Annotated in this window: 15 protein-coding genes; 9 read left to right on the top strand and 6 right to left on the bottom strand. The window is 66.1% G+C overall.

All coding sequences use genetic code 11. The annotated features are described in order from the left end of the window. The 8 genes from AC6RV7_RS11700 (at position 1) to tsaE (ending at position 12,444) form a co-directional block, all read left to right on the top strand. Positions 1-4,278, top strand: a complete 4,278-nt coding sequence (locus AC6RV7_RS11700; RefSeq protein WP_500094159.1) for a S8 family serine peptidase — start codon at positions 1-3, stop codon at positions 4,276-4,278. 88 nt (positions 4,279-4,366) lie between these two features. Then, positions 4,367-7,141 (top strand): CAP domain-containing protein, encoded by a 2,775-nt coding sequence (locus tag AC6RV7_RS11695; protein ID WP_500094158.1) that lies wholly within the window; start codon positions 4,367-4,369, stop codon positions 7,139-7,141. 113 nt (positions 7,142-7,254) lie between these two features. Beyond that, complete coding sequence (gene pyrR, locus AC6RV7_RS11690; protein WP_500094157.1) at positions 7,255-7,812, top strand: bifunctional pyr operon transcriptional regulator/uracil phosphoribosyltransferase PyrR; 558 nt, start codon at positions 7,255-7,257, stop codon at positions 7,810-7,812. A 21-nt stretch (positions 7,813-7,833) separates the two neighbouring features. Further along, entirely contained in the window at positions 7,834-8,787 is a 954-nt protein-coding gene (locus AC6RV7_RS11685; RefSeq protein WP_500094156.1) for an aspartate carbamoyltransferase catalytic subunit, read from the top strand. 42 nt (positions 8,788-8,829) lie between these two features. Continuing rightward, on the top strand, positions 8,830-10,122 hold the full coding sequence (locus AC6RV7_RS11680) for a dihydroorotase (protein WP_500094155.1): 1,293 nt from the start codon (positions 8,830-8,832) through the stop codon (positions 10,120-10,122). Positions 10,123-10,218: 96 nt separating this feature from the next. After that, positions 10,219-11,058: a CPBP family intramembrane glutamic endopeptidase gene (locus AC6RV7_RS11675; protein ID WP_500094154.1), complete on the top strand. Its 840-nt coding sequence runs from the start codon at positions 10,219-10,221 to the stop codon at positions 11,056-11,058. 10 nt (positions 11,059-11,068) lie between these two features. Then, the gene (thiL, locus tag AC6RV7_RS11670) at positions 11,069-12,013 is read left to right on the top strand and encodes a thiamine-phosphate kinase (protein WP_500094153.1); all 945 of its coding nucleotides are present in this window, start codon (positions 11,069-11,071) and stop codon (positions 12,011-12,013) included. Then, positions 12,010-12,444, top strand: coding sequence for a tRNA (adenosine(37)-N6)-threonylcarbamoyltransferase complex ATPase subunit type 1 TsaE (gene tsaE / locus AC6RV7_RS11665; protein WP_500094152.1), 435 nt, complete (start codon positions 12,010-12,012; stop codon positions 12,442-12,444). The genes thiL and tsaE overlap by 4 nt, the downstream gene beginning before the upstream one ends. A gap of 69 nt (positions 12,445-12,513) precedes the next feature. On the opposite strand, the gene AC6RV7_RS11660 is transcribed toward tsaE, so the two are convergent. Then, complete coding sequence (locus AC6RV7_RS11660) at positions 12,514-14,547, bottom strand: hypothetical protein (protein WP_500094151.1); 2,034 nt, start codon at positions 14,545-14,547, stop codon at positions 12,514-12,516. Between the two features lie 238 nt (positions 14,548-14,785). Here AC6RV7_RS11660 and AC6RV7_RS11655 point away from each other — a divergent pair, with 238 nt between their 5' ends. Next, the gene (locus tag AC6RV7_RS11655; protein ID WP_500094150.1) at positions 14,786-16,321 is read left to right on the top strand and encodes an O-antigen ligase family protein; all 1,536 of its coding nucleotides are present in this window, start codon (positions 14,786-14,788) and stop codon (positions 16,319-16,321) included. 47 nt (positions 16,322-16,368) lie between these two features. Here AC6RV7_RS11655 and AC6RV7_RS11650 read toward each other — a convergent pair whose 3' ends face one another. The 5 genes from AC6RV7_RS11650 to AC6RV7_RS11630 all read right to left on the bottom strand — a co-directional run bounded on the left by AC6RV7_RS11650 (position 16,369) and on the right by AC6RV7_RS11630 (position 23,035). Continuing rightward, on the bottom strand, positions 16,369-16,620 hold the full coding sequence (locus tag AC6RV7_RS11650; RefSeq protein WP_500094149.1) for a hypothetical protein: 252 nt from the start codon (positions 16,618-16,620) through the stop codon (positions 16,369-16,371). Positions 16,621-16,749: 129 nt separating this feature from the next. Continuing rightward, entirely contained in the window at positions 16,750-19,140 is a 2,391-nt protein-coding gene (locus AC6RV7_RS11645) for a PAS domain-containing hybrid sensor histidine kinase/response regulator (protein ID WP_500094148.1), read from the bottom strand. Positions 19,141-19,399: 259 nt separating this feature from the next. Then, entirely contained in the window at positions 19,400-21,247 is a 1,848-nt protein-coding gene (locus AC6RV7_RS11640; protein ID WP_500094147.1) for a polysaccharide biosynthesis protein, read from the bottom strand. After that, complete coding sequence (locus AC6RV7_RS11635) at positions 21,228-21,872, bottom strand: sugar transferase (protein WP_500094146.1); 645 nt, start codon at positions 21,870-21,872, stop codon at positions 21,228-21,230. Before AC6RV7_RS11635 ends, AC6RV7_RS11640 begins: the two co-directional genes overlap by 20 nt. Next, positions 21,866-23,035, bottom strand: a complete 1,170-nt coding sequence (locus AC6RV7_RS11630; RefSeq protein WP_500094145.1) for a DegT/DnrJ/EryC1/StrS family aminotransferase — start codon at positions 23,033-23,035, stop codon at positions 21,866-21,868. Before AC6RV7_RS11630 ends, AC6RV7_RS11635 begins: the two co-directional genes overlap by 7 nt. Positions 23,036-23,150 lie beyond the last annotated feature (115 nt).

The following is a 23,150-nucleotide window of genomic DNA, read 5'->3' as shown; positions in this document are numbered from 1 at the left end:
TTGAACACTTTCTTCGTCCGTCTGCTGGCCTGTTTTCTGGCGGTCATTACTGTCGCCACCGCCGCCTTGGCGCCCGACCCGCTCACGCCCAAGGAGCGCGCCCAAGGCTATCGCGATCACCGGATCCTGGCGAAACCGCGCGCGGATTTCCGCGACGAGATTGAAGCCGTCGAACGCCGCTCGCGCGTGCGGCTGCGACGCAAGTTCGACCGCGTCGACCGTCTTCGCGTCCTGGAACTCGACGCCGGCGATGACGTAAATGAGGCGATCGCCCGCCTTCGCGCCACCGGCCGCTACGACTATGTCGAGCCCGACCGGATCCGCTACGCCCGCGTGCTGCCGAACGATCCTTCGTTCAACCAGCAGTGGTCCCTTCGCAACTCCACGCAGATCGGCGCGGACATCGGCGCCGTCACCGCCTGGAACACCCTCACCGACGCGTCGAACGTCGTCGTCGCCGTGGCGGACTCGGGCATTCGTCTGACTCACTCCGATCTCCTCGCGAACCTCTGGAGCGACGGCAGCGGCAACCATGGCATCAACGCGCTCATGCCGAGCAGCCTGCCCTCGCTTTACTACAAGCCGAACGACGACGACGGCCACGGCACGCACGTCGCCGGCATCATCGGCGCGGTGGGCAACAACAACCTCGGCGTGGCGGGCATCGCGTGGAAGACGAAGCTCATGGCGTTGAAGTTCATCGATTCGACCGGCACCGGTTCCTCCTCCGACTCCGTCGAGTGCATCAACTACGCCATCGCCCACGGCGCCCACCTCATCAACGGCAGCTACGGCAGCTCGACGTATTCATCCGCCGAATATGATGCGCTCAAGGCCGCACGCGACGCCGGCATCATCTTTGTCGCCGCGGCCGGCAACGCCGCGACCGACAACGACACCATCCCCGACTACCCGGCGGCCTACGCGCTGGACAACATCGTCGCCGTCGCCGCGACGAACCGCAGCGATGTGCTCGACCCCGACTACTCGAATTACGGTTCCGGCTCCGTCGAGCTCGCCGCGCCCGGCACCGCGATTTACTCGACTTACAACACGAGCGACAACGGCTACCAGCTGGCCACCGGCACCTCCATGGCCGCGCCGCATGTCACGGGCGCGCTCGCGCTGTTGAAAGCGAAGTATCCAAGCGACACCTACCGGCAGCTCATCAATCGCCTCCTGCGCTCGACCACGAAACTGCCGACGCTCCGCGGCAAGGTGCAGACCGGGGGGCGTCTCAATCTCGCCCTCGCGCTCACCGCCACCAGCAATCTGCCGTTCAACGACGACTTCGCCGCCCGCGCCGAACTGGCCGGCCCCAACATCCGCGTCCGGTCGTCCAACGTCGGCGCCACCCGCGAGACCGCGCTGGGCGAACCCACGCACGCGGGCCTCGGCTCCGCCAGCAGCTCCCTGTGGTGGAGCTGGACCGCGCCCAGTTCCGGTCAGGTCGGCTTCGACACCAACGGGAGCGACTACGACACCGTGCTCGCGATCTACACCGGCGCCTCGCTCAACGCGCTCACACCCTTCGCGTCGAACGACAACGCCGAAGGTGTCACCACCAGCCGGATACTCACGACGGTGACCCAGGGGACGACCTATCAGATTGCGATCGCCGGCAAAAACGGCGACGCCGGACTGACGGTTCTCAAGATCGGCACCGTCCCGCCGAACGACGATTTCGCCAACGCCGAAACCATCTCCGGTCGCGCGGTGCGACTCACCGCCACCAACCTCAACAGCTCCCGGCAGAACGGCGAAGCCGTTCCCCCGAACGGCGCCGGCCACACCCTCTGGTATAAATGGACGGCCCCCGACAGCGGACGCTATCACGTCGCGGCGTTTTCCACGGAGGTCGATGCCACCGCCGCCGTCTACGTCGGCAGCAGCGTCGCCGACGTGACCGGAATCGCCGCGAACGACAATTCCTCCGCCACCAATTCCGATTCGCTTGTCCGGTTCGAGGCGACCGCCGGCACGACGTATTTCTTCCAGGTCGACAACACGCGTCGGGACGGATCGGAGGGCGGCAACATCACGCTGACGCTCACCGACTCGGTGTGGGAGTTTCCCGTCGACGACGAGGTGACGTCGTCGCCCGCCGTCGCGTCCGATGGCACGGTGTATTTCGGATCGGTCGAAGGTTACGTCTACGCGGTCACTCAGGACGGCGTTCAAAAATGGCGCTACCCCGCCGGCTCGACCCCGATCGGCAGCATCGAGGGCGCCACGCCCACGATCGCACCCGGCGATGGCACCGTTTACATCGCCTCGCTCGATGCCTCCTTCTACGCCCTCGACGCCCGGACCGGAGAGAAAAAATGGAGCTTCGCCGCGAGTTCGCCCTCCTTCTCCGCACCCGCCCTGGGCACGGACGGCACCATTTATTTCCGCGACAACCTGAAGCTCTACGCCCTCACGAACACGGGCGAACTCAAGTGGAACTACACGCTCAACACCGCCGACAAGGGCGGCACCTACTGCTCGCCGGTCGTGGCGGCGGACGGGACGATCTACGTCGGCACCACCGACGGAACGCTCTTTGCGTTCACGGACAGCGGTGCGAGCGCAACGCTCAAGTGGACCTACACGGCGAACGGCGACATCTACACCTCGCCCGCAATCGCCGCCGACGGCACGTTGTATTTCGGCACGCTCAGCGGCCGCTTCTATGCGCTCACCCCCGGTCCTCGTGCCGCGGCGGTGAAATGGTCGATTGCGCTGCCGGCGTTCGACGGCACCGACGCCAGCATCAGTTCCTCGCCGGCCATCGGAATCGACGGCGCGGTTTATTTCGCCGCTTACGACCACAAGCTCTACGCCCTCGATCCGGTCAGCGGCGCCACCAAGTGGACCTACACGCTCGGTGACGAAGTTCGCGCGTCGTCGCCCGCGGTTGCGGCGGACGGCACCGTTTACATCGGCGCCTACGATGGGGTCGTTTACGCCGTCAGCCCCACGGGCACGCTCGTGCGCACGTTTGCGACGGCGCTGCGCATTCGCTCCTCCGCCGTTTTGGCCAATCAGCGCCTCTTCATCGGCAGCGCCGACGCCAAACTCCACGCGTTCAACCTGGGCCAGGACGCCGCGACGTCACCGTGGCCGATGCTGCAACAAAACGCGCGCCGCACCGCCCACGTTCCCGGCCCGCTCGCCATCGTCGCCCAGCCTGCGGCAGCGAACACGACGGCCATGGGCGGGACGGTGACCCTGTCCGTCGCCGCGAGCGGCAGCCCGGTGTCGTCGATCCGGTGGCAATTCAACGGCGACGACCTGCCACAGGTGAATGGTCCCACGTTGTCGATCGTCAATGCCGACCCGACGAAAGCCGGCATCTACACCGCCATTCTCACCAACGAGTTCGGCGCGACCTTTACCCGTCCCGCCATCGTGGGCGTCACCACCACCCCAAAGGTCAGTGGCTCAGGACGGATCGTGGACGCGGACGTGAAACATCCGAACGGCAACATCTACGATCAACTACTACTGCTTAACGGCAGCGACACCGTCACCGCCGCGTCGCTCACCGCCGATCCAGGCAAGATTACCCGCATCTCCTTTGTCGATCTCGACAAGGACATCGTGCAGGTCGAGTTCTCCGGCGCCGGCACGCTTTCGCTCGTGATCGCCAATCCGTATCCGGCCGCGCCGCCCGAATACTACACGCAGCCGGAAATCAGCTACGTGAGAGGCCACGCCACGATCGTGATCGCCGGCGCCGACGAGACGACCAACGTCTCCGTCTTCAGCGTCGGTCGCATGACCGCCTACGATCCCACGCAGCGCTACAACATCCTCGCACCGATCAGCGCGTCCAACGATCCCGCCAACAACGGCAGCCGGCTTTTCCAGGGACACGCCGACACGCCTTACGACGGCATCGCCGACATCGCCTCGATCGCGATCCTCAGCGCCAACGGAAAGTTCGGCGGCGTGCGCACTGCCAACGCCGAGTATTTCGCGCAGCGCCCCTTGACCGGCATTTACGCGCCCGGGGTCGCGTTCACCGGCCCGGTCTTCGTTGGTAATGTCAACGCGTTCGACTCGGCGAAGCCGATGCTGATTCTTGGCTCCGCCACGGATGTGCGCGTCGCCGGCGGCGATTTACTGCAGGCCAACACCCGGCCCGTCGAGGTCAGCGGCATCACCCGCCTGCAATTTACCGCCGGCGTCGATTCGCACGGACGTCCGCTGCCGGCGCGTTCGAATCGGGCCTCGCTGCAGGAAAACGGCAGTGACGTCACCAGCCGCATCGTGGTGAATCCGACACCCTGATCCGCGGTGCGGACGCCCTCAGGTCGGCGCCCGATTTTTGCGCCGGCACTTGTCACGCCGGATGGCGTGTGCTCGCTGCGTTCCGCCCATGCGCCTGCTCCGATTGATTTTTCCGCTGCTGCTTGGCACCAGCGCGATTTTTGCCCAGCCCACCGCCCCCACGGCGCGGCGTGTATCCGAACTTCGAGCACAAACTCAGCTGCGCGCCTCGGCGCTCCCCGCGCTCAGCGTCAATCCCGCGTCGCGCGAGGAAGCAAGGCAGTTCTACCGTGCGCTCTACGGCGCCTCGGACGACGTGCCCATGGGCTGGACCGGCAGCTTTTCGACCGGCGCGGCCGGCGAGACCTCGTCCGCGTTCAAGGATGCCGTGCTGCTTCGGATCAATTTCTTCCGCGCCCTCGCCGGTGTGCCCGCCGCCGTGACCCTGAATTCCACCTTCAGCGCAAAGGCCCAGCAAGCCGCGTTGATGATGAGCGCCAATCGCGCGCTCAGTCACAATCCGCCCTCCAGCTGGATTTTCTACACTCCAGCGGGCGCCGAAGCGGCCGGAAACTCGAATCTTTCGATCGGCCTCGCCGGACCCGACGCCATCACGGGCTACATCGCCGATCCCGGCGCCGGCAACCAGATGGCGGGCCACCGTCGCTGGCTGCTTTATCCGCAAACCCGCGAGATGGGCATCGGCGACGTGCCCGAAACAGGCTCCAACTATGCCGCCAACGCGACGTGGATCCTCGACGGCAATTACAACTCTCCGCGTCCCTCCACCCGCACCACCTACGTCGCGTGGCCGCCGGCCGGCTATGTTCCCGCGCCGCTGATCTTCCCCCGTTGGTCCTTCAGTTATCCCGGAGCGAGCTTCGCAAACGCGACAGTGACCATGACCCGCGACGGTGCCGCCGTGCCGGTGAACATCGAAGCCCGGGCGAGCGGCGCGGGGGAAAATTCGCTCGTGTGGTCGTATGGTAATCTGGATACCAACACGAGCAGCCCGCCCGCCGTCACGTCCGACAGCACGTTTCACGTCACGGTCGGCAACGTGCTCGTCAACGGCACGCCCCAGACCTTCATCTACGACGTGATCGCCTTCGATCCCGACCGACCCGGGCCCGATGCCGTCACCTTCACCGTCAGCGCCGTGGCCGCGTCGACCTTTACGGTCGCGAAGCCTCCGTTCGTCCCGCAAGTGCAGTGGCGCTCGGTGACACTGGATCCGACAGCTCCCGTTTACGATGCGGAGAACAACCTCGCGAGCCTGACCGCCCGCACCACCGGCGCCTACTCCGCGCGCACCACGTCGACCGTGGCCGCCGGGACTGCCAGCTATCACCTCGCAACGCCGACGGCCGACGACCAGTTTCTGACCGGCAACGACATCTTTTTCGCGCCCGCCGGTTCCTCCCCGCAACTCACCTTGCGCAGCCGGCTGGGATTCGCGACCGCCGACCAAGTTGCACGGATCCAGACTTCCACCGACGAAGGCGTGTCGTGGACCGACGTTTACCGGCAGCCCGGGAGCGGCGGAGCGGGCGAGACGAGTTTCGTTTCACGCACGGTGCCTCTCGCCGGCCTCGCGGGCCGCACCTTCCGTATCCGTTTTGCTTACACGCAAACTCGGGGCACCTCGTTTTATCCACAGACGGAGCCCGGTGTCGGCTGGTTCTTCGACGATGTCGCCATTTCCGGCGTGCAGCGCGTTTCTGCCGCGAGTTCGCCGACCGATGCCGCCGGCGCGACCTTTTCCTATTCCGGCGGGGCGAGCGGCGTTCAGGCGCGCGGCGTGCTGTTCGGACGTTTTCCACTCGAATGGGGAGCGGTTACCCGGATCGCTCCGCGTTTCAGCCTCCAACCTGCCAGCCAGTCCGCGGGCGTCGGGAGCAGCGTCACGCTGACCGCCGATGTCACTCCCGGCGCCGCCTTCCAATGGCGCCGCAACGGCGTGCTTCTCGCGGGCGCCACGGGCTCGAGCTACACCCTTGGCCATCTCCAGCCGGCGAGCACGGGCCTTTACAGCGCGACGGCCCTCGTCAACGGCGCCAGCGCCAGCAGTCTTCCCGCCATCGTGGGTCTCGCCAGCGCGATCAAGGTGACCGGCGACGGCAACGAGGTCGACCGCGACGTCCGTCATCCCAACGGCAACATCTTCGACCAAGTGCTGGTCACGGGTGCAGCGGAAACCATCACCTCCGACTACCCGCTCGGCCAGATTACGCGCACCTCGTTCGTCGATCTCGACGACGACATCGTGCAGGTCGAGTTCTCCGGGCCGGGCAGTCTTTCGCTCGTGCTCGAGGGCGTTTCGGGACCCGCGGGCCCGCTCAACTACAACCAGCCCGGCATTCGCTACATGAAAGGCCACGCCGGCATCGTAATCACCGGCGCGACCGAGCAGACCCACGTTTCCGTTTTCACCGTCGGCAAGGCGAACGCCGTGAATCAGGCGCTCTTCAAGGCGGGGGTCGACTACGACGGCATCGCGGACATCGCCTACATCGCCATCGCGAGCGCCAATGGAAAATTCGGCGGCGTGCGCACCGCCAACACCCACTACTTCGCCTCCTCCGGCGTGACCGGGCTCTACGCGCCGGGCGTGGCGTTTCAAGGGCCCGTTTACCTCGGGAATGTGACGGCGTTCGGCGATGCTCAACCCGTGATTCTTCTCGGTTCGGCTACCGATACGCAGATCGCCGGCGGCGACCTGTATCAGGACAACGGTGCACCGGTTCAAGTCAGCGGCCTCTCGCGACTGAAGTTCACTGCGGGCAGCGACTCACATGGCAATCGCCTCGAGGCCCAGCCGAATCGCGCCGTGCTGCTGCAAGACGGTCTCGATGTGACCGCCCGGACGGTCGCGAATCCGTGATCCCGCTCGCGTGCGCCCCCACGGCGCGAGCCAACCCCGCGGCGTTTCGCGGCCCATTCTGCGACCGACATTTCTCTTTACCGCCCTGGAGCCCGGCGGCAGAACCAGACCTCGTGGCCCAACCCAAGACCATTAGTTCTGAAGAGATTCACGCCGCCATCGAGCGTCTCGCCTCGGCCATTGCCGCCCGACATCCCGATGGCGCTCCGCTGCTTCTGCTCGGCATTGCCAACGGCGGCATCGAGCTTGCCCGACGCGTGAGCGCCCGCCTGGCCGCCGGCCGCTCGGCCGCCGTGCGCACCGGCACGCTCGATATTTCCTTCCACCGCGACGACATCGGCCGAAATCCCATTCCCAAGGAATTCGCGCCGACGCACATTCCCGCCGACGTCAACGGCGCCCTCGTGATCCTGGTCGACGATGTGCTCTTCTCCGGCCGCACGGTGAAGGCCGCACTCGACGAACTCTTCGATCACGGCCGGCCCAGCCGCGTGGAGCTCGCGATCCTCGTCGACCGCGGCGGGCGCCGCCTGCCGTTCGCGCCCGACTACTGCGCTCTCACCGTCGAAACCGAAGAGACGGAGAAAGTGGTCGTGCGCCTCGACCCCGAAGATCCCGCGCGCGATGCGATTCGCATCGAGACGATTGCCGCCCGCAAAGCCACCACCTGAGCCTCTGCCTTTTTCACTTCCATGCCTTGGACGCGCAAACACCTCCTCACGCTCGAGGAACTCTCGCTCGCCGAGATCGACCAGATCCACGCCACCGCGGTCGCGTTTAAACGCACCCTGACCCGCAGCGTGAAAAAAGTCCCCGCGCTCCGCGGCAAGACGATCGTCAACCTCTTCCTCGAACCCAGCACGCGCACACGGATGGCGTTCGAAATGGCGGCCAAGCGCCTCAGCGCCGACGTCATCTCTTTCGACGCCGCCAGCAGCAGCACGACCAAGGGCGAAACGCTGCGCGACACCGCGGAGAACATCCAGGCGCTCAATGCCGACATGATCGTGATCCGTCACGCCGCCGCCGGCTCGCCGCTCTACCTCTCGCGCATCCTCGGCATCCCGGTCGTCAACGCCGGCGACGGCGCCCACGAGCACCCGACCCAGGGCCTGCTCGACACGTTCACGATGAAGGAGCACCTCGGCTCGCTGAAGAACCGCAAGGTCGTGATCCTCGGCGATATTCTCTTCAGCCGCGTCGCCCGCTCCAACATTCACGCGCTCACGAAGATGGGAGCGGATGTCACCCTCGTCGGTCCGGCCACGCTCGTCCCGCACTGGTTCACCGATCTCGGCGTGAAGGTGTCGCACGACCTGCGCAGCGCCCTCGCCGACGCGGAGGTTGTCATGCTTTTGCGCATACAGCACGAACGCCAGTCGAGCGGTCATTTCCCCTCGCTCGGAGAATACACCAGCATGTTCGGACTCAACAAGACCCGCGCCAGCTGGCTCAACCCGAAGGCGATCATCATGCATCCGGGCCCCATCAACCGCGGCGTGGAAATCGACAGCGAACTCGCCGACGGCGAGCGCAGCGTGATCCTCGAACAGGTGACCAACGGTATCGCCGTTCGCATGGCCGTCCTCTATCTCTGCGCCGGCGGCCAGCCGGAAAACGCCATCGCGACCGACCACACCCGCTGACCCTCCGCCGTCGCGCCTTCCTCCGACTCCGACCTTTTCGCCATGCCTTCCCTCTGGATCCAGAACGCCCGGGTGATCGATCCGGCCGCCAAACGCGATGCCGTTGGCGACCTCTTCGTGACCGACGGCAAGATTGTCGACTCGCTCTCCGCCGCCGCAAAAAAACGCGCGAAGAAGATCGATGCCTCCGGGCTCGTCGCCTGCCCCGGCCTCGTCGACATCCACGTCCATTTCCGCGAGCCGGGCCAGACCCACAAGGAAACGATCGCCACCGGCTCCCGCGCCGCCGCGGCCGGCGGATTCACCACCGTCGTCTGCATGCCGAACACCTCGCCGCCCGCGGACAACGCCGGCACGATCCAGTTCATCAACGACGCCGTGCGCCGCGACGCCGTCGTGAAGGTTCTCCCCACCGGCTGCATCACCGTCGGCATGAAGGGCCAGGCCCTCGCCCCGATCGGCTCTCTCAAGCGCGCCGGCGTCGTCGCCATCACCGACGACGGCGACTGCGTGCAAAACAACGAGCTCATGCGCCGCGCGGTCGAATACGCGAAGATGTTCGACCTGCCCGTCATGGACCACTGCCAGGACGCGTCCATGACGCAGGGCGCGGTGATGAACGAAGGCGCCGTGTCCACGCGACTCGGATTGCGCGGCTGGCCCAACGCCGCCGAGGACCTGATCGTCGCGCGTAACGTCATCCTTTCCGAATACACCGGCGCCCACATCCATCTGCAGCACATCTCCTCGCGGTTTTCCGTCGACGTCATCCGCCGCGCCAAAAGCCGCGGCGCCCGCATCACCGCCGAGGCCACGCCGCATCACATCGCCCTCACCGACGAGGCCCTCTCGACCTACGACACGAATTTCAAGATGAACCCGCCGCTCCGCACCGAGGAGGACCGGCAGGCGCTGATCGAAGGACTGCGCGACGGCACGCTCGACTGCATCAGCACCGACCACGCGCCGCACACCGACTACGAGAAGGACAAGGAGTTCGACTACGCGCCGAACGGTATCCTTGGATTGGAGACATCGCTGGCGGTCACGCTCGACGTGCTCGTCCGGCAGAACCGGTTCAAGTTGCCGCGGGTGATCGACCTCATGACCCGCTGCGGCGCCCGGATCCTCAATCTGCCCGCGGGCACGCTCGCCTCCGGTGCCGCCGCCGACATTTGTGTGTTCGATCCGGCGGAAAAATGGACCTACGACACGCGCGCCGGCTTCAGCAAATCGAGCAACTCGCCCTGGCACGGGCAGACGCTCACCGGCCGCGTCAAGTCGACCATCGTCGACGGCCGCCTCGTGTTCAGCAACGGCCGCCTGCTCGCGTAGGATTTCCTCCGCCGGCCGGACGCTCCGCCACCGGCGTGCCCCACGGAGCGCCTCCGGCATTGCCGCGCGGCGCCTTTTCCTCCGCACTCGCACGCCATGCCCGTCGTTGTGACTGAACAAGTCGTCTACACGATCGAACTCGCGCTGCTTCTGCTCGGGGTGTTTCTGCTGTGGCGGCACGTGTGGAGTCCCGCCGCGCGCGCGCGACTCCGGTTTGCGCCGACAGCGCTCCCGCCCTGGTCGGTCTCGCCCTCGGAGTTCCTCTTTTTCACCTTCGTCATCGTCATCGGGGCGCTCATCGCCTCGGCGGTCGCCGGCGTGGCGCTGCGCGCCTTCCCGCTCTCCACCGATGCGGTGACCGTGGTCGGCAGCGCGGCGTTTCAAGTCGGTCTCCTGATCGGCCCGTGCCTGCTGCCGCTGAAGCTCGGTCATCCGGCGCTGCTGCCGCCACTCGACCGCACCACCCTGCGCTCGGGTCTGGCCACGTTTCTCATCGCCTTGCCGGTCGTCACCGTCACCAGCCTGCTCTGGCTCGGAGTGCTGAAACTCGCCGGCTTGCCGGCCGAGCAGCAGGACCTTTTGCGCATGTTCGCCCAGGCCGATTCGAAGACACTGCTCGCGGTCATGATCGTGCTCGCGACGTTGATCGCGCCGATCACCGAGGAACTGCTGTTTCGCGCGACGATTTTCCGCTACCTGCGCACGCGCATCCCCCGCTGGCTCGCGCTGGTTTTGCCGGGGCTGCTGTTTGCGTCGCTGCACGTCAACTGGACCACACTCGATGGCCTGGCGAGCTTCGCGCCGCTCACCGCCCTCGCCGTGGTTTTCTCGCTGGGCTACGAACGCACGGGCCGCATCGGCACCGCCATGGTGGCGCATGCGATTTTCAACCTGCACACGATCCTCGTGCTTTTCGCCGGCCTCACGCCGCCGTAATCTTCTCGCCGTGGCTCCGTTTACCCGACGTTTCCCGGACTCCGTGGCCGCCTTGGGCGAAGAGCGCCTGATCCTGGCGATTCGCCGCTGGCTGGGCGCCGCCTCGCCGCGCGCGCCGTTCGGGATTGGCGACGACTGCGCTGTGCTGCCGCCGGCGCGGCGTCGGCAGCTCATCACGGTCGATCCGGTGATCTATCCGCGGCATTTCAACGCTGCGGTGCCGCCCCGCGCGGTGGGCGGGAAGCTTTTGAAGCGCAACTTGAGCGACCTTGCCGCCATGGGCGGGAAGCCCACCGCCGCCGTGCTGGCGCTGACGCTCGACGCGCGCACAAGCCTGCGCTGGCTCGAGGGATTTTATCGCGGACTCGCCGCGTGCGCCCGCGCCTATCGCGTGCCCATCGTCGGCGGCGACATCGCGCAGGCGGACGGCACGCTTGCCGCCAGTCTCACGCTGCTGGGAGACAGCACCGGCGACCGCCTCCTCACGCGGACCGGCGGCCGGATCGGCGACGCGCTCTATGTCACGGGCACGCTCGGCAACAGCCTGCGTTCCGGACACCACTTCAAATTCACCCCGCGGCTGCAGGAAGGCGCCTGGCTGGCGCGCCGCCCGGAAGTCACCGCCATGATGGATCTGAGCGACGGCCTCGCGAAGGACCTGCACGCGCTGACTCCTGCGGGCGCGGAGCCGGAGATCGAGTCCGCGCGCATTCCGCGGCGACGCGGCGCCACGCTGCGCGCCGCGTTGACCGATGGCGAGGATTACGAACTGCTCTTCGCCCTCGCGGCGCATGCGGACGCGGCGGCATTCGAACGCGCGTGGTCGCACGCCTTTCCGCGGACAGCGCTGTCCTACCTCGGTCGTTTCGTGAAACGCGGGCGCCGCTCCGCGACCGCGCTCGATTTGTCTCCGTATCGCGGATACGAGCACTTGCGCGCCCGGCGTCCGCGATGAAGGCCCTGGATCAACTTCGGCAGGGCGTCGTCACCTCCTCCGCGGATGAAACCCGCGCCTGGGCGGCGCGCGTCGCCGCGGCGCTGCCGCCCGACATCGCGCTCGCGTTGCACGGCAATCTCGGCGTGGGCAAAACCACCTTTGTGCAAGGTCTCGCCCAAGGCTTCGGCGTGGCGGAACCGGTCACCAGCCCGACCTTCAACATTTACACCGTGCACCGCGGGCCGGAGCGGACCCTCGTTCACCTCGACGCCTACCGACTGGAGAACGCGACGCAGATCGAGGACCTCCTGCTGGAGGATTTCCTCGTCAGCCCGTGGTGCCTCGCCGTCGAGTGGCCTGAGAAAATCGAGGGCTTCCTACCGGCCGGCACGCTGCACCTGACGCTCGGCATCACGCCCGACGAACGGCACACGCTGCGGCTGGCTTGAGCGTGCGAGGCGTCGCGAACGACGCTTTGCGTCCAAAAAAAGCCCGACGAAATCGTCGGGCTCGGTGAATCACGTGGCGGGTGACTCGGCGTCGCGCTTTTCGGGCTCCGGTGCGGCTTCGGCCGCCGGAGTCACCGGCGCAGGAGCGTTGGGGACGGGAGTTTCCTCCGCGGCGACGGGGTCGCTCGGCAATTCCTGCTTCACGTCCGCTTCGGCGGGAGTTTCCGTCACGACAGGCGCAGTCGCTGCGGCGGAGACCTCCGGAGCGGCCGCGGCCGGAGCCGGGGCCGACTCGGAAGCGGGCACCTCGGGGAAGTTTTCCGGATCGTGCTCCTCCGATTCGACCTCCTTCTTGCGCGCCTCGACCATCGGCGGCGGGGCAAAGAGCCGACCATCGATGAACTCCGTCACGTAACCTTCGGTCACGAGCCAGCGCAGATCGCCCTGCATGCGGCTGATGCGCGCGCGATCGTCGATCGAGAGCACGGGCTCTGCCTTCGTGGCCTCGGCGCCCTCGGCCGGCGTTTCCGCACCGGCAGCCGGTGCTTCCGGCGTCTTGGGCGTGGCGTTTTCGATGCCGAGGAACTTCGACGCGAGTTCGCTCGCGCGGATCATCGGATGCGCCTCGATGAAGGCGATCAGCGCACTGATCGTTTCGGCAAAGGTCTGGCCGGGGACGCGGAACTTGCGCTTCACCGCGCACACGTAGCTGATCCCCTTCGAGCCTTTCTTGAAGATGGTGAAATGCTCGCGACGCAGCCGGCCGCGGAGGGCGTTGGCCGTATCCAGAGGAAAACGACGCTGGCGCTCGAGCGCTCCCTCGATCGCGCGGCGGATCTCGCCTTGCGGCATCGTCTCGACGAGCTTCCCGTGGAAGCGCGCGCTCTCGACCGTGCGCACGAGTTTCTCGCGCGCCTGGGTCAGCAGATAGGTGCGCGCATCCTCGAAGGTGTCGAACGTCAGCGTCGGCGCCGATTCGGGCGTCGTCGAACTTTCCTGCGCCGCCACCTCGGCCGTCGCGGCGGCGGCGACTTCCGCCGGAACCTGCTCCGTCGCGACGGGCGGGACCGCGACCGGCGTCGCGCTCTTCGGCTGTTTCAGCGTATAGCGCGTGGCCTTCTTCATCTTGGCGAGCCACTGCGCCACGACCTCCGGATCGCGCACGGTCTCGATGCGATTGCGGAAAACCTCGAACGGCATCCGGCTGATCTTCGCATTGAAGTGCTGCTGCACGATTTGCTGGTAGCGGTGATAATTCGGCGGCCCGAGCAACTCGCCCGTCACGCCGCATTTGTTGATCACCTGAAAATTCCCCTTGGGCGCCTCGACCTCGACCTCCGCGGTGTCGAAGAAGCGGCCGAGGTGCTGCGTGAACACGTGGTTCAACGCGGCTTCGTCGCTCTCGAACGGAATTCCATCCGGCACCGAAATATAGATCGGTTGCTTCGCGGCGCTCGCTGCGGCCGGCGCTTGGGGGTCGGACGGACCCGCGCCCGGCGAGCCGGGAGTCTTGCGCGTCAGGACGACCACGAAGCGATCGGATTTTCCGATCACCGTGCGCGCGATTTCGAACAACTCGATCGTGCGGCACGAGGAGCGGATGGTTTTCGCGAGCGCGCTGAAGCTCGAGTCCTCCGGATAAAACGCGACGTTGAACAACGGGCTCTCGTAAGGCCCGCGATCCTGGAACTCGGGTCGCGCGCCGAAACCGCCCTGACGGGGGCCGCGGTCGCCGCGGCCATCGCGACGAGGTCCGCCTTGATACTCACGCCGCGGACCGCGCTCGGGATTGAACTCGCGCCGCGCTCCGGGCTCCGCGCCGGACGAACCGCCGCCGGCTCCGCCCGCCATGCCGCTGCCGCCGGGATTGTCGCCACCGGCGGGTCGACGGAACGAACGGCGATCGCGCCGCTCGGGACCGCCCGCACCGTCGCGACGTTCAGGTCCATATTCCCGACGTGGTCGGTCCGAGCGCTCGCGTGAGTCGGGCGCCGACGTTTTGTCCTGAGTCCACTGGGTGCCGAAACTGAAGCCTTGGAGCTGGCTCAGATCGAGTTTGTTGAACTCCTTGGCGGGAGTTTCCTTGGCAGGCGTGTCGTCCATGTGATCGAGCGGGGTATGCCCGCGGTGGTTTGCGAGGCCCGCGTGGGCCGGTGATAGTCAGCCGCAGTGTTCACGGGCATGGGGGTGAGGCAAGCGATTTCCCGGCGGGTTCCCCCGGCTGCGTCGCCGGGGTGTTCCTGACGCCAATCCGCGGCGGCGGGGTGGCGTCACGAATCCCGAACCGGCGGTTTAGGGGGAAAATGAACCGGCGGCGTTTGTTCCGGCGAACCGCCGGGAAATGACTTCCCGTGTCGACGAGTTTCAGCATGGTGGCGCGGTGGACGACTCCCAGCCTCTTCCATTCGGTCCGGCGGGCCGGCTCGAGCGGTTCCGCGCGACGTCGCGCCGCCAGCGGCTCCATCCGCTTGAAAAGATCCTGCTCAGCCTGGTCCTGGCCCAGCTGGTTTTCCTGCCTTGGGCGCTCGGCGGGATGCGTTGGTGGGCGCAACTCACGAGTCTCGTGCTCGCACTCGTGACGTTCGCCGTGGCGCTGATGCCGCGAACCTATACGGCAGAGTTCACGACCGGTCCGGATTTCCGCATGCTCCCGCTCCCGCGGCTGTTGAAGTTTCCCGTGTTCTGGTGCGGTCTGCTGCTGCTTGGCTATATCGTGGTGCAGGCCCTCAATCCCGGTTGGATCTATATCGAGCGCGACCGGTTGTGGTGGATGGAAATGCTGCCACGGATCGACTGGCTGCCGTCCGGCACCGCGAACCCGTTCGTGTTGGGCGGCCCTTGGCGGATGCTCGTGATTTACGGCGCGGCCTGGCTGCTGGTGTGCTCGATTTGGATCGGGCTCACGCGTCGCCGCAGTCTTCAACTTCTGCTGACCGGCCTCGCCGCCAACGGCTTTGCGCTGGCGCTCTTCGCGCTCGTGCAGCGGCTGACGTCCAACGGCAAAATCTACTGGTCAATCCCGTCGGCCAACGCGTCCTTCTTCGGCAGTTTCATCTACAAGAATCACGCCGGCGCGTATCTGCTGCTCATCCTGATCGTCGCGACGGCGCTGGCCGCGTGGCACTACCTGCGCGGACTGCGCCGCATGGAAAAGTCGAGTCCGTCCGCGCTGTTTGTTTTTTTCGCCGTGCTGCTCGCCACCAACATCGTCGTGAGCTACGCGCGGGGCGCCACACTCGCGATGGCCGCTTTTGTCCTCGCGGCAGGTCTGGCATTTCTCGTTTTTCAATGGCGGCAGCCCTCGGACCTGCGTCGGCCGCTCGTCAGCATCGCGCTGATCGCGGCGCTGGGCGGCTTCGGTTACGTCGGTTTTTCCGCGCTTTCGGCCGAAAAGGCCTTGGATCGCATGCAGCGGCTGTTCGAGGACGAAAACGCGTCCGTGCGCTCGCGGCAGATCGCGAGCCGCGCGACGTGGGAGATGCTGCAGGACAACTGGCAGTGGGGCACGGGCGCCGGGAGCTTTCGTTTCCTTTTCCCGATCTACCAGCAGAAGCACCCGGAGATTTTTCAACAGGGCAAACGCCGACTCTTCTGGGACCATGCGCACAACGATCTCCTGCAGATCCCCGTCGAGCTGGGTCTCCCCGGCGTGGCGCTGATCGTGATCGCCGGGCTTTTCTGGTTTCTGCGGCTGATCAAAATCTGCTTTTGGGAAAACCCACTCGCGGTGCTGCTCGTAGCCGGATTGTTGATCGTCCTCGCGCATGCGTGGACCGACTTTCTCTTCTACAATCCCGCCATTTTACTGACGTGGTGCGCGTTGTGGCCGGTCGTGACCTTGTGGGCGGAAGCCGAGGAAAAGACCGTGCGGACCTGAGCCGCGCCGGCTGCGCCGAAAACCGACACACCCACCCTCCGCCCGATTCAACGGCCCCGTGGCAGCCTCTCTCCGGATTTTCCCGGCGCGGTCCGCAACAGTCCCGTCGCAAACCGAATCAGCCGCTCACGACCTTCGGCCGGAAACACCGCCCCTTTGCAGTACTGCACGATCTGCTCAATGCGGTCCGCACGTTCGTCCGGATGGCGCCGCGCCAGCTCCGCGACGATCGATTTCAGCGCGGCCGGGCTCCATCGGCCCGACGCTTGGCTCCCTTCCTTGTCGGCATTCGTGTGCATCGTCGCGGGTCATGTTGCAAAAACATTACCTCAAAAGAAAAGCCCCAAGAATTTCTTTTCACGGTCAAGGGCGGACTTTCCCGACCGCATCAGACCCGCTAACGCGCCGAATCGCTCGGCCGCGTCCACCTAGAGGCCTGTCGCATCGAGCACCTGCGCAAGAGCACGATCCAGGTCTTCCACGGCCACGGGCTTCGTCAAATGCGCCTGAAATCCCGATCTCCGGCTGCGCGCCATGTCTTCTTCCATGCCGTAGCCTGTGAGCGCGATTCCCGGCAGGGCGCCACCAGCATTCAACTCTTCCATGAGTTCGTAGCCGCTGCCATCCGGCAGTCCGATATCCGAAATCAAAAGATCGAATCTCCCGGCATGCGCGACATCGCGCGCTTCCCCCGCGCTGCCGGCCGTCACCACTTCGAAATTCCGCCGGCCGAGAATGCGCGCCAGCGCGGAGCGCGTCGCGCCGTGATCCTCCACCAGTAACACCCGTCGCCGCGGCAGCGTGCGCTTCGGCGGACCGGCGCCGCGGCCGGGCTTTGCGGCCGTCGCGGCAACTCCGGTGGCCGTCGCCAGAGGAAGCTCGATCACGAACAGTGCGCCCTGATCGCGGCCGCCGCTTTCCGCGCGAATGGTCCCGCCCTGCAGTTCCACCAGCATGCGCGAGATGGCGAGGCCCAGGCCGACGCCGCCAAAACGATGCGAGCCACCCGCGGCGGCGTGATCGCCCTGCGCAAACGCTTCGAACACGCGGCCCAGTTCCGCTTCGGTGATGCCGATGCCGGTGTCCGCCACCTCGATCGTCACCCGGCGGCGGCTGCCATCCACCCGCGTGCGCACCGAGATGCGGCCGCCTGCCGGCGTGAACTTCACCGCATTCTTCAATACGTTCCAAAAAACCTGCTGCAGCCGCACGGCGTCCGCCCGCACCTGCGCCGGCCACGGATCCAGCTCGCACGTCAGTTGCAGCCCTTTTTCGGCAATATCCGGCCGCACGGTCGTCAACGCGTCGTCGAGCACCAGATTCAGATCATGCACGCCCGGCGTGAGCGGCAGCTTCCCGCGGGTGATTCGGGTGAGATCGAGCAAGTCGTCGATCAGCCGTGCCTCGAGTTCGACGTGCTTGCGGATCGAGGCGAAGTCGCGCCGGATGTCGGCGGAAAGCGCGGGATCCTCCGCCGCGCTGCTGGCCAACAGCAGCACCGGATTGAGCGGCGTGCGCAACTCATGCGAAAGTGCCGCGAGGAAATCGTCCTTCGCCTGCACCGCGGCGAGCGCGCGCGCATGCGCCACCTGCAGTTCGCGTTGCGCCCGGTTCCTTTCGGTAACGTCCCGGGCGATCTTCGACGCGCCGATGATGCGGCCGCTCGCATCCCGCACCGGAGAAATCGTGAGCGACACCTCGACCAGCCCGCCGTCCTTGCGCCGCCTCATCGTAGAATAATGTTCCACCCGCGCCCCGCTGCGGATCCGCTCGAGAATCATGTCCTCCTCTGCCCGCCGTTCGGGCGGAATGAGCAGCATGATGGAACGCCCGATCGCCTCCTCCGGCGTGTATCCAAAAAGTCGCGTCGCGGCGGCATTCCAGCTCCGGATGATGCCGTTGAGATCCTTGCTCACGATCGCGTCGTCGGACGACTCCACGATCGCCGCCAGCCGCAGGGCGGTATCGTCGGCGCGCCGGCGTTCGCTGATGTCGCGCGCGATCTTGGAGGCGCCGATCACGCGTCCCGACCGGTCTCGCAGGGGCGACACCGTGATCGAAACCTCGACCAAACGGCCGTCCTTCCTTCGTCGCGTCGTGTCGTAATGTTCGACCCGCTCGCCGCGGCCGATCCGGCGCCGAATCTCCTCTTCCTCACCCGCGCGGTCTTCCGGGATCAGCATCGTCACCGGTCGGCCGATCGCTTCCGCCGCGGTGTAGCCAAACAGCCGCTCGGCGCCGCGATTCCAGCTTTGGATCATGCCGTTCAGGTCCTTGCTCACGATGGCGTCGTCCGAAGATTCCACGATGGCGGCGAGCCGTGCCCTCGCTTCGTCCGCCTGACGTTGCTCCGTGACGTCGATCGCCGCGCCGACGCCGCCGACCATGCGACCGTCGACGTCGCGCAACGGGCGGAGGTGGCAGACTACCTGGCGCCGTTCGCCGTTGGGTCGTTCGAACAGCAACTCGACATCGTCGCAGCTTTGCCCCGTGGCGAGGACTGCGGCCATGGGATGATCGCGCGCCGGCATCTCGGATCCGTCTGGGTGCAGCAGCCGCGCGGCGCCACTCCAGCGATCCCGCCCGACGACCGGCGACCGTCCCCACAACGCCGCGGCGGCAGCATTGAAGAGCTGGATCCGCCCCTCCGCATCGGTGGCATAGAGCGGCACCGGCAGATTGAGCAAAACCTCGCGAAGAGCCTCCCAGTTCGCCGCCTGCGACAAACCTTCCAGGTCCGAAGGCCAGGCAAACGGCGGGAGACCAGCCCCACCCTCCGGTGACGCCGCCCCTTCGTGAGCGATCGGGCGATGGCGCATGCTCAGCGGATCCGCCTCCTGGGAACGGGTTCGGTCGACGGGCAGCCGTCAGGTAAAAACCAGAAAGGGGATGTCATGAGGAAATTTCGAGACGCACCGGCGATTCGGCAACCGCGGGACCGGAAAAACCGAAAGTTCCGGTCAGTGTGAATCCTTGTCGTCACGGAAATTCACAGAACACGGCGCGAGCCACCGGTTCCCGGCAAGCGTTCAGCCGGATTGCAACCCACTGCCGTTTCAGCGGCGCTGCGAATACCGCTCAGTCGAGATGCGGCGTGTATTCGCGAACGAGCCGCTTGAGCTGGGCCTTGATCTCGTGCCCCTCCAAGCGGTAAAGCCGCTCCGCGAGGTCTTTCACGCCATCGCTGTTGAGATCCTGGTGGTCGCTGACGAAACGCATGATCTTCGGATGCTCTGTCGCTTCGTGCCGCTCGGCATGATGTTGCAGCTCCTCGTAAAGTTTTTCGCCCGGCTTCAGGCCGGTGAAACGAATCTCGATGTCAGTGCCCGGTTTGAAGCCGCTCAACTCGATCATTTGCTTCGCCAAGTCGACGATCTTCACCGGGCGGCCCATATCCAGGACGAAGATCTCCCCGCCCTCCCCCAACACACTCGCTTGCAGCACCAGGCCGACGGCTTCCGGAATGGTCATGAAGTAGCGCGTGACATCCGGATGCGTGACATTGACCGGCCCGCCCAACGCAATCTGGCGCTTGAAGATCGGGATGACGCTTCCCGACGAGCCCAGGACGTTGCCAAACCGCACCGCTGCAAAACGCGTCTGCGGATTCGCTGCCTGCACGGATTGCAGCTGAATCTCGGCCAGTCGTTTCGTGGCGCCCATCACGCTGGTGGGATTGATCGCCTTGTCGGTGGAGATAAGCACGAACTCGGCGGCCTGATGGCGTGCCGCCGTCTCGGCCACGAGCCGCGTGCCGAGCACGTTGTTGCGAAACGCCTCCGCCGGCTGCCGCTCCATGAGGAAAACGTGTTTGTGCGCCGCCGCGTGGAAGACGATCGCCGGACGATAACGCGAGAAAATGAATTCCATCCGGTCGCCATCCAGAATGTCGGCCACCAAGGGCAACGCGACGGCCCCCAGTCCGGATTCGTTGAGTTCCTGCTCGATCAAAAACAGCGCCGCCTCCGATTGCTCGACCATGAGCAGCCGCTGTGGATTCAGTTGCGCGATCTGCCGGCAGAGCTCGCTGCCGATGCTGCCGCCCGCGCCCGTCACCATCACCACGCGACCTGCGATCGAGTTCCGGATCGCCTCATCGTCGAGCTTCACCGGCTCCCGCCCGAGTAGATCCTCGACCTCGACCGGACGCAGGCGGCTGACCTTGACGCGGCCCGAGGCGAGATCGGCCATGCCCGGCAGGGTCTCGACCTTGTAACCGAGCCGGTTCATCGTCAGCACGACCTCGCGGATGCGTTTCGCGGGGGCGCTCGGCATCGCGATGACGATCTTCGCGATGTCCGGCGGCGGCACCATCCGTGTGATCTGCTCCGGCGCGCCCACCACGAGCACGCCGTGGATGCGTTTGCCGTGCTTGTCCGTGTCGTCGTCGAAAAACATCACCGGCTTGAAACCGCGCGAGGGGTGATTGACGAACTCGGCCGCCAGCGCCGCCCCGGCGTCGCCGGCGCCGACGATCGCGATGCGCTGCTGTGGCACGTGTTCGCCGCGCCGGCTCGCCACGATGCGCTCGCGAAAGATGCGCGTGGCGAGACGCACGGCGCAAATGCCGCCGACGCTGAGAAAATAATCGACCAGCAGGACGCCGCGGGGCGGCGAAAACTCATTGATCCCCATCAGCCGCGGCAGCAACAGAACCAGACTCGACGCACTCATCGCCCAAACCACCCGCAGAAGATCGGGGATGCTGAAATACGTCATCATGCTGCCGATCTGGCGGACCAGCACCAGCGCGATGACCTTCACCCCCACGGAAATACCCAGGAGGCGCAGCCGCTCCGCCTGCTGGTTTTCCGGCACCAGAAAATCGAACCGGACCTCATACGACAGGTAGAACCCGATCGAGAGAATGATGGCATAGACCACCGCCAGCAGCAGGCTGCGGCGGTTAAGCGAGACGTTGAACATGGCTGGAAGTGGTGGCCGGACGCGGGAGGTCGGCCGGTGCGCCGCGGAACTCCGGCATGGTCGCTTCGCCTTGCGCGCTGATGCCGGTGCGCCGGAACACCTGCCGCACCGTCGCGCCGAGAATCTTCAGATCGAGCAGGAAACCCTGCTGCTCGACGTAGCGCACGTCCCACTCGAACTTCTGCTCCCAACCGAGCGCGTTGCGGCCGTTCACCTGCGCGAGCCCGGTGAGACCCGGCCGCACGTCATGACGACGCGCCTGCCGCGCCGTGTAGCGGGGAAGATATTCGACCAGCAGCGGCCGCGGCCCGACGAGGCTCATCTCACCGCGGAGCACGTTCCACAGCTCCGGCAGTTCGTCGAGTGACGTCGACCGCAACCAGCGCCCGAAGGGCGTCAGCCGCTCGGCGTCGGGCAACAAGCGGCCGCTGGCATCGCGCGCCTCGCGCATCGAGCGAAATTTGATCATCTCGAAGATCTCGCCGTGCCTTCCCGGTCGCGGCTGGCGAAAGAAAACCGGCGTCCCGAGATTTCGGCGCACGAGCCAGGCCACGATCAGCAACAGCGGCAGCCAGCCGGGCGCCGTCAGGATCACCGCGGAAAGATCGAAGGCGCGCTTCAGCATGGGGCCGAAATTCGCGTTCTCGCGCAACGCCTCACCGCGGCGGCGACGCGTTCCAACTCGCCGCGTGTCAGGCTCGAGCCCGAAGGCAGGCAGAGCCCGCGCGCAAACAGATCCTCGCTCACCGCGCCGCCGAAACAGGCGCACTCCGCGAACACCGGCTGCAAATGCATCGGCTTCCACACCGGGCGCGCCTCGATGTTTTCCGCCGCCAGCGCCTGCCGCACCGCCTCGCGATCCGCGCCGAACTCCGCGGGGTCGATCAGCACGCATGTGAGCCAGCGCGTCGAACGTCCGAACGGCGCCTCCGGCATCAACGCGATCCCGGGCACGTCGGCGAAGGCCTCGCGGTAAAATTCGAAATTGGCGCGCCGTGCCGCGACGCGGGCGTCGAGCACCTGCAGCTGCCCGCGGCCGATCCCGGCGAGGACGTTGCTCATCCGGTAGTTGAAACCGATGCGCGAGTGCTCGTAGTGCGGAGCCGGATCCCGCGCTTGCGTCGACAGGAAACGGACCTGCTCCGCGATCGTCGCGTCCCCCGTCACCAGCATGCCGCCGCCCGACGTAGTGATAATTTTGTTACCGTTGAACGAGTAGATGCCGGTGAGTCCCCGCGTGCCCGGCGCAATCTCCGCTCCGCCGGCCGCGCCGCGATAGCCAGCGCCCAGCGCCTCCGCCGCGTCCTCGATCAGCGGAATCTCGTATTCGGAACACAACGACGCGATCGGATCGAGGTTCGCCGGCTGTCCGTAAAGGTGCACCAGCACCACGGCCTTGGGCCGCCGGCCGCGCCGCCGGCGGTCGCTCAGCGCTTCCGCGAGCAGCGCCGGATCCATGTTCCAACTCGTCCGCTCGCTGTCGATGAACACCGGACGCGCGCCTTCATAGACGATCGGGTTCGCGCTCGCCGCGAACGTCAGGTCCGAGCAGAACACCTCGTCGCCGCGCTGCAGTCCGAGCCGGTGGAGGCTGAGATGCAGCGCCGCCGTCCCCGACGACAGCGCGACTGCATGCTTGGCCCCGACTTTGGCCGCGAATTCCCGCTCGAAGTGGTCGATCTGCGGACCGATCGGGGCGATCCAATTGGTCTCGAACGCCTCCTGAACGAAGGAGGCTTCCGCCGTGCCCATATGGGGCGGCGACAGATAAATCCGCGGTGTAGTCATCGGCTGGCGTAGGGGTTTTTCCTAGGTTGCCCTAGGAAAAGCAAGCATCCGGCCGGGAAATTCAGCGAACTCTGTGTCAAAAAACCGGCGACATGCGTTGCGAATTCTTTGTATT

Source organism: Opitutus sp. sgz309028 (assembly GCF_059821195.1).
The sequence above is the reverse complement of the archived record's forward strand: the minus strand, read 5'-3'. Positions and strand labels throughout refer to the sequence as shown.

Bases quoted from the DNA above. Each gene is read 5' to 3' on its own strand.
- AC6RV7_RS11695 (WP_500094158.1), top strand. From the start codon at position 4,367: ATGCGCCTGCTCCGATTGATTTTTCCGCTGCTGCTTGGCACCAGCGCG.
- AC6RV7_RS11685 (WP_500094156.1), top strand. From the start codon at position 7,834: ATGCCTTGGACGCGCAAACACCTCCTCACGCTCGAGGAACTCTCGCTC.
- AC6RV7_RS11680 (WP_500094155.1), top strand. From the start codon at position 8,830: ATGCCTTCCCTCTGGATCCAGAACGCCCGGGTGATCGATCCGGCCGCC.
- AC6RV7_RS11675 (WP_500094154.1), top strand. From the start codon at position 10,219: ATGCCCGTCGTTGTGACTGAACAAGTCGTCTACACGATCGAACTCGCG.
- tsaE (WP_500094152.1), top strand. From the start codon at position 12,010: ATGAAGGCCCTGGATCAACTTCGGCAGGGCGTCGTCACCTCCTCCGCG.
- AC6RV7_RS11660 (WP_500094151.1), bottom strand. From the start codon at position 14,547: ATGGACGACACGCCTGCCAAGGAAACTCCCGCCAAGGAGTTCAACAAA.
- AC6RV7_RS11655 (WP_500094150.1), top strand. From the start codon at position 14,786: ATGACTTCCCGTGTCGACGAGTTTCAGCATGGTGGCGCGGTGGACGAC.
- AC6RV7_RS11650 (WP_500094149.1), bottom strand. From the start codon at position 16,620: ATGCACACGAATGCCGACAAGGAAGGGAGCCAAGCGTCGGGCCGATGG.
- AC6RV7_RS11645 (WP_500094148.1), bottom strand. From the start codon at position 19,140: ATGCGCCATCGCCCGATCGCTCACGAAGGGGCGGCGTCACCGGAGGGT.
- AC6RV7_RS11640 (WP_500094147.1), bottom strand. From the start codon at position 21,247: ATGTTCAACGTCTCGCTTAACCGCCGCAGCCTGCTGCTGGCGGTGGTC.
- AC6RV7_RS11635 (WP_500094146.1), bottom strand. From the start codon at position 21,872: ATGCTGAAGCGCGCCTTCGATCTTTCCGCGGTGATCCTGACGGCGCCC.
- AC6RV7_RS11630 (WP_500094145.1), bottom strand. From the start codon at position 23,035: ATGACTACACCGCGGATTTATCTGTCGCCGCCCCATATGGGCACGGCG.